Here is a 16,819-nt window from a genome sequence, read left to right as displayed (position 1 = left end):
CCCATGCACACCCCCACGGCGACGCCAGCGCCGGTCGACTTCAGCGCCCTGGACGGAGTGGGCGTGATGATCTGCGGCCATGGCAGCCGCAACCGTCTGGCCTGTGAGGAATTCGCCCGGCTGGCCGACGGCGTGCGCCAGCGGCTGCCGGGGGTGCCGGTGGAGCACGGCTACCTCGAATTCGCCCGGCCGATCCTGCGCGAGGGCCTCGACCGGCTGCGCGAACGCGGTGTGAACCGGGTGCTGGCGGTGCCGGGAATGCTGTTCGCGGCCGGCCACGCCAAGAACGACATCCCCTCGGTGCTGAACACCTACGCGGCCGAAACCGGCCTGCAGATCCAGTACGGCCGGGAGCTGGGGATCGACCGCAGGATGATCCAGGCCGCCGGCGCCCGGGTGCGCGAAGCCCTGGAGGCCGCCGATGCCGCCGGCGGGCCCGTGCCCCTCAGCGACACCCTGCTGGCGGTTGTGGGCCGGGGGTCGTCGGATCCCGACGCCAACTCCAACGTCACCAAGGTGATGCGCATGCTGGTGGAGGGCTTCGGCTTCGGCTGGGGGGAGACGCTCTACTCCGGGGTCACGTTCCCGCTGGTGGAGCCCGGCCTGCGCCATGTGGTGCGCCTGGGCTTCCGCCGCATCGTGGTGTTCCCCTACTTCCTGTTCTCCGGCGTGCTGGTGAGCCGCATCCACCAGCACACCGACCGGGTGGCCGCCGACCACCCCGAGGTGCAGTTCCTCAAGGCCGGCTACCTCAACGACCATCCCCTGGTGGTCGACACCTTCCGGGAGCGGCTGGAGGAAGCCATCCGCGGCGATGCCGTGATGAACTGCTCCCTGTGCAAGTACCGGGCCCAGGTGCTCGGTTTCGAGCACGAGGTGGGCGCCCCCCAGCACAGCCACCACCACCACGTGGAGGGCCTGAACGAGCCCTGCACCCTCTGCGAGCGGGAGTGCACCGGTGCCTGCCAGCCCGATGGCGTGCCGCTGGCCCCGGGTCACCAGCATCCCCATGGGCATCACCACGCCCCCTACCCCCATGCCGGGCATCCGCTCGGGCCACGCACCCTCAGACCGGCGGACTGATCCCTCAGGAAGCCCCGGCCCTGATCCGCACCGCGTAGCTGAGCTGGGAGCTGGCAGCTCCGGCATAGCTGCCCGACACCGGCATCGCACCGGCGGGATCCCGGGCCGCCGCCACCGCCACATGGCCCGCTCCGGTGGGGATGCCGCGGGTGGGGTCGAACCCCTGCCAGCCCAGGCCGGGCAGATACACCTCCGGCCAGGCGTGCAGGTGGCGCTCCGCGGTGGCCAGCGCCGAGCGGTCCTGGTAGCCGCTCACGAAGCGGCCGGCCAGCCCCTGGCTGCGGGCCACGGCGAGGAACAGCAGGGTCTGGTCGCGGCAGGCGCCGACGCCCGTGCGCAGCGTGTGCTCGGGGGAGTGGGCCGCGCCCAGCTCGCGGATCTCGCGGCGGATGTGGGTGTGCAGATGGGTGTTGAGGGCGCCGAGGAAGGCCAGCGGATCGCCTCCGGTCCGGCTCGCCAGCTGCTCGGCCAGGGCGCGCACCGCAGCGGCCGCTGGCTCGGTGCGGCAGTAAGGGGCCACCACGGTGGCCTCCTCGGGGGCGTAGTGGAAGGGCAGGTCGGAGGGCAGGGCAGCGGGCCGGCCCAGAGCGGCGGCCAGCCTCCCGGCGCTGCCGTCGCTCTCCACGGCAAAGCGGGAGACGATCTCCAGGCTGGTGGTGGGAGCGTCGAACCACAGGCGGCTGACCCGGTTGCCCTCGGCATCGCAGGCATCGAAGTGCAGGCTGGGAGCCGGCTCGATCGCCAGGGCGAAGTGCAGTTCCCGCATGCCGGCCTCGAGCCGCGGCCTCAGCCGCAGGCTGTGGGGACCCAGCCGCACCGGCTGGCTGTAGCGGTAGGTGGTGCGGTGTTCCACCTCGATGCGCATGGGACACACGGCTCGTGCTGCTCCTGCCTGTGGCTCAGCCAACCACGTCTTCAGCACAGGCTGCCGTTGCGAGCGAACACGAACGGGAGAGATGGGACGCCTGAGATTCGAACTCAGGACCAATCTGCAATAAGTGAAGCCTGATTGCCGAGTGTCATGGCTCAATGGAGGAACCAACGATGTTGGACTGAGCCGCCATTGGCGCCAGTGCTAGCTATTCAGCAACAAGCAATAGGTCCTGCAATTCGCGACTCCTGAGAAACGTAAGCGGCGTCTGAAAAAGGTGAGCGGTGTCTTGGCCTGAAAGGCAATTAGAGCGGAAATGGAGATAGACATCTTCCTTGATCTGCTGCAAGAGTTCTTCGTCTGCGAGGACCAGCGAGTGCTGATGATCAAAGCGACGCGAGCGTGTTGGAAAATGGGGTGACGACCGCTCAAAAGTCCTTGCAGAACTTCGGCGCGCAGTCATCTTCCGGATCATTCAAGGGGATGAGTCCTGCCGGCTTGATCCACCTGGTTGTCACCGGAGAGTTTGTCGCAAAATTGCAGGATTAAGTCTTCGAACGAGAGCTGATCACGAGGCTCACGTCGATACCTTTTGAGACCTTTCGGCGGCTTATTGGCGACACATGGGGGATTTTATACATTCCACCGACTACAACTGCTCAGATCCACCGTAGCGTATGCAGTCTGACTTTTCTAAGAAGGCCCGAATTAGGCAGAGGAGAAATTCAATAGACAGCATTGCCCCTGCAGCGATGCTCTGTGGCCTCTCAAGTGAAAGCTGCTACTGAGAAGATTGCCTCATCCCGGATCAACAGCTCTGTCATCGGCACAAGTAGTTGAAGTACAACCAGTGCCCTGTTGAAGACTCCAAAGCCCAGCATAGACACTGGACAGCTGTAACAACTCGTCGTGGGTTCCTTTTTCTAAAATTTGGCCATTCTGCATCACAAAGATACAGTCAGCATTGCGAATGGTAGAAAGGCGGTGGGCAATCGCAATGGTAGTTCTTCCTTGTATGACTTTATCAAGAGATTTCTGAATAGCCGCTTCAGTTTCGTTGTCAACTGCAGAGGTGGCTTCATCAAGAATCAGAATGGCTGGATCCTTAAGGATGGCGCGTGCAAGCGCCAGCCGTTGCCGTTGTCCACCAGAAAGTTTCTGTCCTCTTTCACCTATAATAGTGTCATAACTTTCAGGGAGTCTCTCAATAAAAGCATGAGCTTCCGCTAGTTTTGCTGCTTGAGTGATCTGCTCACGAGTGGCAGCAAAAGTGCCATAAGAAATATTTTCTGCAACAGAACCGTGAAACAAATACACATCCTGACTGACCCAGCCAATGCAACGACGCAGATCGACTAGATTGATCTTTCGGATATCAGTACCATCAATGGTGAGCGCACCCTGCTGAACGTCATAAAAACGCAGCAAAAGCTTTACAAGTGTACTTTTACCTGAACCAGTAGCCCCGACGATTCCAACTGTTGCTTTGGCAGGAATATACAAGGAGAGATCCTTGAGGACAGGAGGATGCTGGTTGTAAGCAAAGGTGATTGCGTGAAGCGCAACCTCACCCTTGATGGGAACCAAGGGAAAGGAACGCTGTTCCGAAGGGCTTACTGGGCAGGTTCGGTAAGGAATGGCAACAGGGGTATCCAGCAATCCCATAACTCTGCGAACCGATGCCATCGCACGCTGATATTCAACCATGATGTCGCTCAATTCCGTAAAGGGCCATAGCAAGTCCTCAACGATAAAAACCATGAAGCCATAGGTGCCAACGCTTAGCTGACCCAGGAGTACCTCTCGTCCTCCAAGATATAAAGTCAACACAAATCCAGTGAGAATAAGCAGGCGCAACACAGGCTGAAAAGCCACACTCAATGTGATTGCCCGCTGATTGCCTCGAAGATATGCCTTACTTTCTTGGGATACACGATCGCTCTCGTAGTCTTCGGCAGTAAAGCTCTTAATCGTAGCAATACCAGAAATATTGTTTGCAAGCCGATCGCTAATTAATCCTGCCTGATTTCGAACGGCATCGTAGCGTGGACCCAATCGAGACTGAAAAAGAAATGTGCCCCATAAGATAAATGGAATGGGCACAATGGCAAACCAAGCAATTCCAGGTGCTAGAATAATAAAACTAAGCCCAACAGCTAAGACCCTCGCAAAAAAGCCAATCACGTCGTCCGCACCAGAGCCAAGAAAGCGCTCGAGCTGATTGATATCGTCATTAAGAATAGATAGCAACGTTCCAGTACTACGGTCTTCAAAAAAGGCCAGGTCCAGCTGTTGCATGTGATTGTAGGTATCTACCCGCAGTTCATGTTGCAGGTGTTGTCCAAGTGTGCGCCAAAGATTCTCTGATAGATATTGACTTAGGGATTCAAGACCCCATGCAACGATTGTCAGAATAGATAGCAGCAATAACTGTGCCAGTGGGTCTTGAATGCCGAAACCAGCAATGAGTGAGCCTTCTTGCTCAACGACGACGTCAACGGCTAGCCCGATCAGAAATGGAGGAGCTAAATCAATCAGAGTGCGAAAGATGGAGCATAGTATTGCGCCCCAGATCTGCGCCTGATAGGGTCTGGCATAGCTGAGTAGTCGTACAAGTGACCGGGATGGGTGCATTGATTGCTCGCTGTATCAAGCTGGAGTGGGCTATAGAGAAGCAAAGGAGACGTCCATATCCTTATTGACTACCCAAACAAGCCAGCACCTTGGCCCTATGACCAGGCAGTAACAGACCTGTGACTCCTTAAGTGAGCCTCATTGAGATGAATGTTTATTATTGCGAGCCTTTGTAGTGCTGGTTCAGAGATTGCCAAGTGCGGTGGAGCGGCCTCTATCAGCTACCGCACTTGAATAAGGAATGCCAATGACATCATTCAAGAAGCGAGTTTCTGACGACCTATCTTGCATTCATGTTGGATTTAGTTTAAGAGGCAGGAGGAATACGGGCGATCCGGCAGAGCTGAAGATCTGAGGGGAGGCGATAGGCAGAGACCATGCCGTCCATACTGTCAAGGTAGAGTTCTGCGGCACTGAGCAGGTTGTCGGCAGATGTTGCCGGATCAATATTGGCAAATAGGTAGGTGTATTTGCCTGTGCCTACATAGGCGATCGCGCAGGGATTGTCACAGATGCACAAACATCCCGTTGTGACGATCGCCAACTCATCTCGGCGGGACCACTGCGAATGGAGCTCCTTCAGGTGTCTGAGCAAGTGCTCTCCCCCTGTTTCGCCCATACGCTTGTCTTCTTTCTCAGAAAACCCGCAGCTCTTGCAGACAATCAATTGGTCAGGCATGTCTAAGAAGGCTTAACAAGATAGGTCATGAGGTCATCGAGAATGGCACTGGCGGCAATTGGGCCGCTGCCGATCCAGTAGCTGGGGACGATATAGACACGACCCGCCTGCACTGCTTTGAGCTGCCGCCAGAGCGGATCCTTGAGAAGCTCCTCAACCTCATGCTGGGCCGTCACTGTTGCCTCAGCGGTGCTCTCCCCAGTCCAGAGGAAGATCACGTCGCCATCTGCCTCTTCAAGAAGCTCACGGCTGATTCTGTTCTGTATTGGGTTGTCGAAGAGCATCCTGGCCTCATCAGCTCCAACATCCTGAGCTGGAGGACGGGACAGTCCAACATCCTGTAAAACGGTGCCGGAAAACGAGTCCCTGAGATAGAGACTAATAGTGTCAGGATACATTCGCACGACCGAGATCTCTAAACTATGCCAGTCTTTATCCGGCGACAACGCTGAGGAAACATCCAACTGTCGTCTGAGATCTGCCAAACGGCTGTCGTAATCAGTCATCACCTGCTGAGCGATGTGATGACGACCCAAGGCTTGAGCAAATTGATGAAAACCGTCCTTCCATTGCCCACTGTGATCAAAGGAAAACATTAATGTCGGGGCAATCTCTGTCGCCTGGGCGTAGGTCACTTGATTGATATCAAGTCCCACAATCAAATCGGGCTTCAGGGACAGCACCTGCTCTAAGTTGGGTTCTCCAGTCAGGCCAATTTGTTCGGTCTGTGCCACTTGCTCCGCCATGTGATCGAGCAGATCGCTCACGGAAGTAGCAATGGGAGAGAGACCTGCTGCGATCGAATATTCATACGTCACCCCATCCAGGGTCACCAACCGCTCAAAGCTTTCAGGCACACAGGTTCTCCCAGCGATGTGCTCCACTTGAACGCAGGCTAGTCTTTGCTCGAGCTTGGGCAGGTCTCTCTGGTAGGCAACGATCACCCCAAGTGTCAATAGTGCCATTGCCACGTAGATGCTTCGAGCTTGCAGCAACTGCAAACGAATCTGTTTCACCTTCCTAGAACTGTACGCTGATCTTGGCGGACACTGTCAGAGGTGCCCCTGGAGTTACTCCCAAAAACTGATCAGACGATGTGAAGTAGCGGGTATTGAACAGATTTTCAACATTCAGCTGGGCGCGCCAGTTGTTGCGCTGATAGAAGAGTGCGGCATCGGCTCTGAAGTAACTTGGCAAGGTAAAGCTATTGTCTGAGTTGCCGGCTCGTTGACTGACATAAAAGAGCCCAAGACCAAAACCCAGTCCTTCCAGTGAACCCTCCTGGAATCGATAGGTACTCCAAAGACTGAATTGGTTATCCGGCACATTGGCCAAGCTGTTGCCCACTGGAATACTATTGTCTTCGCTGACAAATGCATCTAGCAGGCTGTAGTTGGCAGTGATATTCCAGCCAGGCAGGATCTCTCCGCCTAGACCCAGTTCCAAGCCTCTGCTTGTGACTTCACCGGTTTGCACCGTAAACTCCGGATCGTCGGGGTCAGGAGTTTGTACGTTCTGACGTCGAATATCGAATAGTGCCGTCGTAAATGTCAATCGATCAGAAATATCCCATTTCAGCCCGACTTCAAACTGTCGTCCAAACTCTGGATCAAACGTTGAGTCGTCGAGATTGCGACTTGCTCCAAATGATGGTTGAAACGAAGTGGTGTAAGAGGCATAGAGAGATACGGGCTCAATTGGTTGATAGACGATTCCAAAGCGAGGCGAAAACGCGCTGTCTGTCTGCTTGAATTCGTCCCGGGGCTCACCAATATCCCGGGTCGTGCGGAACTGATCAGCGATGTCATAGCGCACCCCGGCCAGCAGCTTGAGGTTGGGTAAAATGTCAATTTGATCTTGCAGGTAAATGCCCAGGGTTTTAATCGTGTCATCCCTGAAGAACTCCGGCTTAATGTCGAAGGGTGTCCGAGAGTAGACGGGATCAAAGATGTTGATTGGATCGTAGAGGTTGCTGAACTGAAACTCAGGTTTTTCTCGTGTGTTGCGATACTCAACGCCAAGCAGCACTTGGTGTGAGACAGAACCTGTATTGAAACGCGCTACTGCTTCGGCATTAGTAAAGAAGCGCTGATAGATGCCGCCCGCAAAGTAGGCTAGACGTTCTAGCTGTCCAGTGGATTCGTCAAGGGAATCAAATAAAGGAGCATATCGTTCAGGCGAGTACTCCTGATAGCTAAGGCTATGCCGGAGTGTAAGGCGATCGCCAGTCTCATGCTTCAACCGATAGCCCAATGTGAATTGATCCTGGGAAAACTCGCTGAATTCTTCGCCAAAAAAGCGATCGCGGGGTAGATTAATAATGCCTCTGCTCCCCACCACTAATCCTTCGTCAATTGTTTCGCGACTCCTGGTGTACTGCCCGTACAAATCAAGAGAGGTATTCGGGGTGATATCCCAGGTGATGATTGGTGAGACTAGTAGCTCGTCACCATCAACCTTGTTGCGAAAGCTGCCGAAATCTCTGTAGGAAATGTTTAGCCTGTAGCGCAGACTGCGATCGTTCGTGATCGGCCCAGACAGGTCAAGCGCTCCGTCATAGCTCTCAAAGCTACCTGCCCCCGCTGAAACGCTGTAAAACGGTTCACTCAGCGGGCGTTTGGATACCAAGTTGATGATGCCACCAGGCTCACCCCGGCCATACAGCACCGAGGCAGGTCCGCGTAGCACCTCAATCCGCTCGAGGTCAGCCGTACTCAGCGGCCCCAAGCTAAATGCTTCGACCCCTTCGCGAAAGATGCCGCCTCGGTTCTCAAAGCCGCGAATGAGAAAGCCAGGGCCAAACACGCTCAGCCCCCGTCCGCCGTTATCTGCCACCGATGCCGCTGTTTCCAGCGCATTACCCAATTCCCGTGCATCCCGGTCGTCGATCACCGCTCGGGGGATTATCTGGATGGACTGGGGGATGTCACGCAGAGCTGTATCCGTGCGGGTTGCGGTGCTGGAATCGCGAGGTGCGTAGCCCTCATCGCCTTCGCCCGTTACACCAATGCGGATTGACTCATCATCTCCCGTAGCCAGATCTTGCCTCGGGGTAATGGCCAGCACCAGTCCCGATGCTCCACTGTTGAAAGCCACCGAGGGCGGCCCATCGCTGCCTGTAATCGAGACCCGAACCCTGTTCCCGGCTTCGTTGCTGATGCTCACCAGAGCAATGCCCTGGGCTGGTCCGAATTGTTCGAAGTTGCCTCCATCGGGCAGCGACAGCACCGCATTGGGAATCTCAGCGACCAGCGCGTTGCCAACGACTGAAGTTGAAGGCTCTGCCAGCATCCCTGCGGCATCGATCATCAGCCGCAGCCCATCTCCGTCAGTCTCCACACGCACACCGGTGATGCGCATGGCTGCCTGGGCCAGCTTGAGATTCGCCGCTTTGCCACTGCTCGGCACCTCTCTCAAAGACGACGCTGTTTCAGCCTGAGCCGCCATCGGCGCCAGCAGGAGCCATCCCGCCAAGAACACCATCCTCTGCAATTGAAACCCCATCTGGCCCTTGGCAAAACCCTCTCAATCACACCACTTTGTTGCCCGTTGATGGCGTGATGCAGGGCGCAGGTCTTTGTGCTGTCTGGCCTGAGAGGATGTATTTCTTGCTACAAGACAGAGGGGAATCCACGCGGATATACCTACGAAGTCACGGCCTAAAACTCGCTAACAGTGCACTGTCAATGTCCTCTTGGGAGCTGCCTTCCTCTATTGACTTTCAGCCGGTCTCCTTCCGCTTTCCGCAGGCACCTGATACCTGAGCTGAGCAAGGTGAGGCTGTTACAGATTCAGCCCCCGGCCAAAATCGGTCAAGGAATGCGCTTTGCTGTGGAATGCGCCGCGTGCTGTGGGGATTCGGATCTTTAGCCGTCAATTGTGTGTCAAGCAGGAGGCCTTGAACTCACTCTCCGCGCACGCAGGACTGATCGTCTCAGTGGCGTCACGTGCAGAAACGTGCTCAACCGCATTTCAGCACCTGGACTGCTGCATGGGAGAGCATCCACATGCGTGGTCAGCGTGGAGACTGTTCTTCAGAAGATCAAGGAGTGTGAAATGTTCTCCTGCTTCAGTGCCGAGCAGTCGCTGATCAGCGCCTTTTCCCAGGCAGTTCATGTCAGGGATCTGCTGGGGAAGTAGGGAGTTCCTCCACAGGCTCAGGTGAATTGAGCATTGGTGCCGGCGGGGCAGGTTCTGGAGCGAGAGCAGGCGCTGAAGTGGGAACAGCTGCCGGAGCGGCAGCAGATGCTGGTTCTCGGACCGCCGGCGCTGGAACTCTGGGCTCTGACGAGACCGGAGGGGCTGTCGGCCTTGAGGGGGATGTCTCATCACCACTGGTTGAGGGCGCTGAGGGTGTGGGGGATGCTGGTGGTGCCGATGCGGCAGGCGCTGCTTCCGTGTCTGCGGTGGAGGTGGGATCAGGGGCCAGATTCACCGCCTGACGTTCGCCGCGGCGGCGAGCTTCCCGGTGGCGGCGTGACCCTTCGATGCTCAGGTCGTATTCGATGGGCACGCTGGCCCCGCCTGAAACCGGACGGAAGCGTGAGCGGCGTGCGGCCTGGATCGCAGCCTGGTCGATCGCGGCATTGCCGCTGGAGCGGGTGAGGGTCACACTGCGCACACTGCCGTCGGGGTTGATGTCGACACTCACCTTGGGCTGCCCCTCGACTCCTGCAGCCAGGGCGCTCTGGGGATAGTCGGGGCGGACGCAGTTCTCACAGGCAATCGTTCGCGATCCCTGTCCCCGACCGCGCCCATTGCTGGCAGTGCGTAACGGCGCACCCCCAGGGCCGGATCCAGCGGCCGCATTGGGCACTCTGCCGCCGCCTGCAGTCGCCGATGGGCTGCTGCCTGAGCCCCCCTGGGACTCGCGAAGGCGCTGAAACAGATCCCGCAGGCTCCCGGACTGCGATGCCGTGGGTTCCGTGACCATGGCGTCAGGATCAACGGTGCCTTGCGGTTCCTCGATGGCTGATTCGGCCTGGGTGTCGGTGAGCGGTTCGGGAGTGTCGAGGGCAACCGGCTGCACGGGAGGCGACATGGTGGTGGACGGTGTCATCACCGCCGCGGGCGGTGGAGCGCTGGCCGCTGCCGCCGCTGGATCATTCGTCTGGGTACTGAGTTTGGCGGGCTCAGGAGGATCCGGCACTGGCTGTGTCTGGGGTTCGGCGACGATCAGTTCAATGGGCTCCAGCTCATCAGCCGGGTCCTGCCACAGCTTGAACTGACTGAGGCCAAGAGCGATGCCATGGGCTGCCACGGAGCCGAAGAGCCCCCACAGCAGCAGCCGCTTCAGTTTGCTCTGCTCGTGCTGATGCTGTTGAACGCAGATCTCGGAAAGGCTCATGGAAACGTGACCGGACAAACGGGGAAAACGGCTTGCTTCAGCGAAGAGACATCACGGTGAACCCCATGGCCTGGGGTGATCGGCAATGCCTCCCGTCTGGGGTGTTGACCAGGGAGCCTCAATGGTGCGTACTCCGGATGATCCTCGGGGCCTCGCCAAGACCTGTGGTTTTGTTTGGCCAGAGAATGACGTCATCTACAGCTCCGCCATCTGGCTGATGGGCACGCACAGCGGCGTGTTCGACACTGGATCGGTGAAGATGCGGCTTCTGAGGGCAAACACCTGCTCCACCATCGCTTCGGTAACCACCTCTGAGGGTGGTCCTTGGGCGATCAGCTGGCCACTGCGCAGGGCCACCAGATGGTGGCTGTAGCGACAGGCCATGTTCAGGTCGTGGAGCACCATCACGATGGTGCGGCCCCCCTCGCGATTGAGCCTGTAGAGCACATCCAGCACCTCGATCTGGTGGGCCAGATCCAGATAGGTCGTCGGTTCATCCAGCAACAGGGTCTGGGTGTTCTGGGCCAGGGCCATGGCAATCCAGGCCCGCTGGCGCTGGCCGCCGGAGAGGCTGTCGAGAGGGCGGTTGGCAAAGTCGTGCAGGTGGGTGGTGGCGATCGCCTCCTCCACCTGCTGCGCATCGTCCTTCGACCACTGCCGCAGCCAGCTCTGGTGCGGGTAGCGGCCCTGGGCCACCAGCTCGCGCACGGTGAGCCCTTCCGGGGCGACGGGGCTCTGGGGCAAGATCCCCAGGCGCTGGGCCAGGGTTCTGCTGGGCAGACGGGCGATGGCCTCGCCATCGAGGTACACAGCTCCTCCGAGAGGCCTGAGCAGCCGCGCCATGCCCCGCAGCAGCGTGGACTTGCCACAGCCGTTCGGTCCCACAAGGGTGGTGATCTGCTCCTGAGGAACCTCCAGGTCGAGACCCTTGATGATCACGTTGCCGGCGTACGCCAGGGTGAGCGTGCGGGTGGTGAGGGCGATGGGTGTGGCCGTGTTGCTCATGGGGTGTCTTGAGGAGGAGTATTGGCAAGACCTTTCAGGTGCTATTGGTTGCGGGTGCGATAGAGCAGCCACAGGAAGTAGGGCGCACCGATCACGGCGGTCATCAGTCCGCAGGGGAGTTCGATGGGCGCAAAGGCAAGGCGGCCCACGATCTCTGCCACTTCGACAATGCAGGCCCCGGTGAGAGCGGCCACCGGGATCAGACCGGCGTGGGATGGACCCACCAGCTGCCGTCCGAGGTGGGGTGCCATCAGCCCCACAAAGCCCACGTTGCCGGCGGTGGCCACCGAAGCTCCCGCCAGCGCCACGCTGCACAGGAGCAGCAGGCCGCGGGTCCACTCAACCCGGCTGCCCAGGCCCTGGGCCAGGCTGTCACCCAGATTCAGGGTGTCGAGATCCCGGGCCAGCACCAGGCTGAGCGGCAGAAACAGGACTAGCCAGGGCAGCAGGGCCCCCAGCTGCGGCCAGCTGCGCCCGTAGACACTTCCCGCCAGCCACATCAGCGCCTGGCTCACCGTATCCAGTTCTCCGAAGGTGATCATCAGGCTGGTGAGCGTGCTGGTGAGAGCCGTCAGGCCAATGCCCACCAGGATCAGCCGCATGGGGGAACTGCCACCGTTCCAGGCCAGCAGGTAGATCGCCACCGCCGTGCCCAGCCCGCCGAGAAAGGCGGCCGGAGGCAGCCAGGCTGTCCCCACCTGGGGCAGGGCCACAATCAGGGCCACCGCCACCAGACTCGCCCCCGCATTGATGCCGATGATCTCCGGGGCGGCCAGGGGGTTGCGGGTCAGGCCCTGCAGGATCGTTCCCGCCGTCGCCAGCCCCATGCCCACCAGCAGAGCCACCAGAGCGCGGGGAAGACGCAAGGTGTTCACCACAAGGTCATAGTCGGGGGTGGAAGGAAAACCCAGAACCGCTTTCACCACCTCCAGAAACGGCACCGGGTACTCTCCCTGACTCACGTTGAAGAGAAGGGAGACAAGGGTGAGTGATGCCATCACCACCAGCACGCCAGGCACCCGGCGATCGACCCGAAACGACAGGGGAAGCCGACGCGGGCGAATGGCGATCCAGGGTTTGGCAATGGACATGGGGGGAGGCGGCTGTGGTGGCTGTTGCAGGCCCGGACGAGTGGTGGAGGATCGGGTAAGTGGATACGGGGCTGGAATGGGTTCGCGTAACGCCGCGGGGTGTGAAAGGTGGAAGGACTATCCACCATCTCCAGAAGTCTTAACGCTTCATCTTTGATCGCGCGAGGTGAATGAAGAACGGCGCGCCCACGATGGCGGTCATGATTCCGGCCGGGAGCTCCTGGGGTCGAATCACGAGCCTGGAGGCGAGATCGGCCACCGAGAGCAGGATGGCGCCAAGAATCATCGAATAGGGCACGATCCAGCGGTAGTCCGCACCCACCAGAAACCGCACCACGTGGGGCACAACCAGGCCCACAAAACCAATCGGCCCAGCCAGGGCAACAGCGCTGCCCGCCAGCAGAACCACCGCGATCGCTGCCCCCACCTTCACCCAGGCGGTCTTCATGCCCAGTCCCTGGGCCACATCCTCGCCCAGGCTCATCAGTGTCAACTCTCGCCCCAGGGCCAAGGAAGCCACCAGACCCACGGCGATGTAGGGGAAGACAGACAGCATGGTGTCGAGATCCTGCCCTGCCAACGACCCGGCAAGCCAATAGCGAATCTCATCGAGTGTGCGCTGACTGAGGATGAGAATGCCGGAGGTGAGTGAACTGAGCAGATAGCCAATGGCAGATCCGGCGATCACGAGCTTGAGCGGTGTCAGACCGCTGCGGCCCAGGGAACCAAGCCAGTAGACAGTGAGGGCAGAGATGGCCGCCCCCCCAAAGGCGAAACCCACATGGTGATCGCCGCCGCCATACAGAAAAATCGCCAACACCAAGGCCAGCGACGCGCCCATGTTGATACCCAGAATGTCTGGTGCGGCCAGGGGATTACGCGACAATCCCTGGGTGATCGCCCCCGCTACGGCCAATGCCGCCCCCACCACCACCGCGAGAATCGCCCTGGGCAGTCGCACTGTGCGAATGATCAGATGCTCGGTGGAGCCATCAAATCGAAACAGGGCCTGCAGCACCGTGGGAGGAGGAATGTCCACAGCACCCAGCAATACGCTGCCGAAGAGACAGCCCAGTAAAAGGAGGCAGCACAACCCAAGCCCCAGGATGAGCAGAGCAGGCGATTGGGATCGGGCTAAGGATTGCGATCGCACCATCGCCTTCTCCAGACCCATTCACAAGCCAATCCAGATCCGCTGGCCATCTAGTTCTGCGGTTGGGTGGAAATGCCGAGAGTCGCCCCCTCGATCGCCCGCAGTTCATCCATCACAGCCACAACCCGCCCGTGGTTGACAGCCTCATCGGCGTGGATCACCACCACCGATTGCCTGGGACTGCCCATCAGCTCCCGCACGGCAGTCTGCAGGTCGGTCAGTGCGATCGCCTCGCGGTTGAGGGCAATGGCCCCAGACTCCTTCACGGTCACGGTAATTCGCGTGCGCTGCTGGGGCTGAGCGCTCGATGCCTTGGGCAGGTTCACCGGTAGCGACTGGGAGCGAGTCAGGAACAGACTGGAGATTATGAAGAACGTCAGAATCGCAAAGATGACATCGATCATTGAGATGATGTTGAGTTCAAACTCGTCTTCGTGCTCTTCGGGGAAATACAACATGGCGTCTCGAGATTGAGGAAGGGTGGGCAAAAGGGGCGTGACTGGTTATTTGGGACAAGCAGGCGTTACGATATCTACTGCCATAGACAGATCTCACCCACTCAGCCATCTAGCCCAACAGCATTTCTTCTTGCAGTTTGCTCCTGCGCTGGTAGTGGGTCTCGTACAGAATCTCCAGCTGGCCGCCGTACTCCTGGATCAGCGCCACCTGGCGTTTGTAGATGCCACGAAACAGATTGGCGAACAGCAACGTGCCGATTGCCACGACCAGTCCCGCTGCCGTCGACACCAAGGCTTCGCTGATACCGCCGGTCACGGCCCCGGTGTTGGTCGTCAGGTCGCCCAGTTGCAGAGCAGCGAAGGAGCGGATCAGACCGAGGATGGTGCCGAGCAGGCCCAGCAGCGGCGCAACACTGATGATGGTGGAAAAGACGGTACTGAAGCGGCGCAGGTGGGGCAGTTCGGCCTGCATGGCGCTGGCCAAGGCCAGGTGAAACTGCTTGGGACTGGCCCCATCAATCTCCAGGGCTTCAAGAAAGATGCGGGCGGTAGGCAGGTTGACGTGCTTCCGCAACTTAAGGAACACATCCATCGGAGCCTGCCGATAGGTGCGCAAAATCTCCTGCATCACCGGGCGCTGACGACGGCTGATGCGAAACCAGAAGAGGGAGCGCTCGATGACCAGGGCGATGGCCACAACGGAAAATGTCAGCAGTGGCCACATGACGATGCCTCCTGCCGCAAAAATGGGTCCCAAAGCTTCAAGTTACGAATCCATTCAGCATTAATCCTGCCCTCGGCACTATGTCAAGTGACTTCAAGTCCTAAATGGACAGAGCCACGTAGCGAGAAGCACGACCCCTGGTGACTTTTTCACTGCAAGCAGGGATCGCTACTGGTAATAGTGTGTTGACACCGCAGATTGCTTTCTGGCTCTGCTGCTGATGAGCTCGATGTTGTGCCTGCATCCCATCCCTTTGGGCTTCGTACCTTGTCTGGTTGTCTGCCAACCGGGAAGTCAACCACCGGCGCCATGCTCTCGGCAGGTTGATGCTGACCTGCTTGGATTGTGGCAGTGTCATGACAGCTCAGCAAGCCTTGAGTGTCTGGGATTCGGGCCGCCGGATGCCGCTCTCTGTGAAGGTGAAATCCGCGAATGCTCCTTGGACGAACTGAATCATCGAACCCCATGGGCAACGAGACCGCTGACTTTTGATCTGTTCGGCATGCTCAGGTCTGCTGAGGAGCGCCACTGGCGCCAGGCCGGATCTGATCGGGTCGGCATCGCCCAATTAGAGATGACTGCCGATAGGCTTCCTTCGCTGTGACGTTCACCTTCGAAGACGGTGAGCTCCGTCATTTGCTTCGCGAGCATGTCCAGCAAACTCAACCTGAGCTCATTAGCAGTGGCACAGATCAGACCCTGACATTTCCGGACTGGCTGGGTACAGGCCATAAACGTGACATTGAACTACCAAGTGGCATATCCCTGACAATTCATCAGTACCGCCTCAAGGAAGATATTATCTGTAGGTACAAGGCTGGCGCCTCAGACTGTGTAGAGTTTATCTTCGGCCTCTCGTATCGCACCTCCTACAACAGAAGCCAGAACTACCAATCGAGACAGCTGTTCATAGCCCCCGCTTGCTGTGAGCCTGGCCTGTGGACGGAATACGCCGAACAGGACTGTCTGGCAGTCGATATTCACATCGACCTTTCTGTTCTCAGAGGCCTGGTGGGGCAAGCCGATGATTCATTGCCAGCGGATCTCGCGCGGCTGCTGGTCGGTGATACTCCGCTTATGCCCACTTCTCCGGTGCGAATGTCGCGCTCCATACATCTATCTCTTCAGCAAATGCTTTGCTGCCCCTATCAGGGGGTCACCAGGACACTCTATCTCGAGGCTAAGTCTTTGGAATTGCTCTCTCTCTTTATCGATGCGACTCAGGAGTCGCCTTTGGTATCACCTGCGCTGAGTCGAGATGATCGCGAACGCATTTATCAGGCCCAGCAACTGCTGGTCGATAACCTGCAGACGCCACCTTCCCTGATCGCCCTTGCGCGCCAGGTTGGGCTCAACGATCGCAAGCTCAAGGAAGGCTTTCGCCAGGTCTTTGATACCACGGTCTTCGGCTTCCTCACACAGCACCGACTTGAGCGGGCCAGGCATCTGTTGGCCCAGGAGTACTCGATCGCCGCTGTCTCTGCGGCCGTTGGGTACGCCAGTCCCACCGCCTTCAGCGGTGCCTTTCGTCGCCGGTTTGGAGTCAGCCCAAAGGCTTACCAGATTGGGCAGCGGTGTGTGGCGTAGGTCCCAGTAAACCGATCACGGCAGGGGAAGGACGCTTGACCTTGCTTGGTCGAGGGACTCTCTGGGGTTCCCCCGATTTCGTGGACAGGCCTCAGGGGTTCACAAGGGTGAGTGTACGGGCAGCGACGAACTGCTGCTCGTAGTCGATTGGGCTGAGGTAACCGATCGTTGAATGGCGCCGTTCGCG

At 58.6% G+C, this 16,819-nt stretch carries 13 protein-coding genes; 2 read left to right on the top strand and 11 right to left on the bottom strand.

The genetic code is table 11. The features are described 5' to 3' along the window. The first annotated feature begins 3 nt into the window (after nucleotides 1–3). The gene (locus KBY90_RS14530; protein WP_254969380.1) at nucleotides 4–1,083 is read left to right on the top strand and encodes a sirohydrochlorin chelatase; all 1,080 of its coding nucleotides are present in this window, start codon (nucleotides 4–6) and stop codon (nucleotides 1,081–1,083) included. A 4-nt stretch (nucleotides 1,084–1,087) separates the two neighbouring features. Here KBY90_RS14530 and KBY90_RS14525 read toward each other — a convergent pair whose 3' ends face one another. From KBY90_RS14525 to KBY90_RS14480, 11 genes are all read right to left on the bottom strand, one after another. Next, entirely contained in the window at nucleotides 1,088–1,948 is an 861-nt protein-coding gene (locus KBY90_RS14525; RefSeq protein ID WP_254969379.1) for a transglutaminase family protein, read from the bottom strand. Between the two features lie 804 nt (nucleotides 1,949–2,752). Next, a complete protein-coding gene (locus tag KBY90_RS14520) occupies nucleotides 2,753–4,588 on the bottom strand; it encodes an ABC transporter ATP-binding protein (protein WP_254969378.1) in 1,836 nt (611 codons plus the stop codon). A gap of 307 nt (nucleotides 4,589–4,895) precedes the next feature. Then, nucleotides 4,896–5,267 carry a DUF1636 domain-containing protein gene (locus KBY90_RS14515; protein WP_254969377.1) on the bottom strand — a complete coding sequence of 124 codons (372 nt, stop codon included), beginning with the start codon at nucleotides 5,265–5,267 and terminating at the stop codon, nucleotides 4,896–4,898. Nucleotides 5,268–5,269: 2 nt separating this feature from the next. Continuing rightward, nucleotides 5,270–6,283 carry an iron-siderophore ABC transporter substrate-binding protein gene (locus KBY90_RS14510; protein WP_254969376.1) on the bottom strand — a complete coding sequence of 338 codons (1,014 nt, stop codon included), beginning with the start codon at nucleotides 6,281–6,283 and terminating at the stop codon, nucleotides 5,270–5,272. Between the two features lie 4 nt (nucleotides 6,284–6,287). Next, complete coding sequence (locus KBY90_RS14505; RefSeq protein WP_396122606.1) at nucleotides 6,288–8,750, bottom strand: TonB-dependent siderophore receptor; 2,463 nt, start codon at nucleotides 8,748–8,750, stop codon at nucleotides 6,288–6,290. 634 nt (nucleotides 8,751–9,384) lie between these two features. Beyond that, nucleotides 9,385–10,200, bottom strand: a complete 816-nt coding sequence (locus KBY90_RS15200; protein ID WP_396122607.1) for a TonB family protein — start codon at nucleotides 10,198–10,200, stop codon at nucleotides 9,385–9,387. 609 nt (nucleotides 10,201–10,809) lie between these two features. Then, nucleotides 10,810–11,619: an ABC transporter ATP-binding protein gene (locus KBY90_RS14500; RefSeq protein ID WP_254969374.1), complete on the bottom strand. Its 810-nt coding sequence runs from the start codon at nucleotides 11,617–11,619 to the stop codon at nucleotides 10,810–10,812. Nucleotides 11,620–11,660: 41 nt separating this feature from the next. Continuing rightward, nucleotides 11,661–12,617: an iron ABC transporter permease gene (locus KBY90_RS14495; RefSeq protein WP_254969373.1), complete on the bottom strand. Its 957-nt coding sequence runs from the start codon at nucleotides 12,615–12,617 to the stop codon at nucleotides 11,661–11,663. A gap of 232 nt (nucleotides 12,618–12,849) precedes the next feature. Beyond that, on the bottom strand, nucleotides 12,850–13,884 hold the full coding sequence (locus KBY90_RS14490) for an iron ABC transporter permease (RefSeq protein ID WP_254969372.1): 1,035 nt from the start codon (nucleotides 13,882–13,884) through the stop codon (nucleotides 12,850–12,852). A gap of 29 nt (nucleotides 13,885–13,913) precedes the next feature. After that, nucleotides 13,914–14,321, bottom strand: a complete 408-nt coding sequence (locus KBY90_RS14485) for a biopolymer transporter ExbD (RefSeq protein WP_254969371.1) — start codon at nucleotides 14,319–14,321, stop codon at nucleotides 13,914–13,916. A 109-nt stretch (nucleotides 14,322–14,430) separates the two neighbouring features. Next, a complete protein-coding gene (locus tag KBY90_RS14480) occupies nucleotides 14,431–15,045 on the bottom strand; it encodes a MotA/TolQ/ExbB proton channel family protein (RefSeq protein ID WP_254969370.1) in 615 nt (204 codons plus the stop codon). Nucleotides 15,046–15,645: 600 nt separating this feature from the next. On the opposite strand from KBY90_RS14480, the gene KBY90_RS15120 reads away from it, so the two are divergent. Then, on the top strand, nucleotides 15,646–16,632 hold the full coding sequence (locus KBY90_RS15120) for a helix-turn-helix domain-containing protein (protein WP_254969369.1): 987 nt from the start codon (nucleotides 15,646–15,648) through the stop codon (nucleotides 16,630–16,632). Nucleotides 16,633–16,819: the final 187 nt, after the last annotated feature.

This window comes from Cyanobium sp. CH-040, assembly GCF_024346135.1.
Lineage (GTDB): Bacteria > Cyanobacteriota > Cyanobacteriia > PCC-6307 > Cyanobiaceae > NIES-981.
The sequence above is the reverse complement of the archived record's forward strand: the minus strand, read 5'-3'. Positions and strand labels throughout refer to the sequence as shown.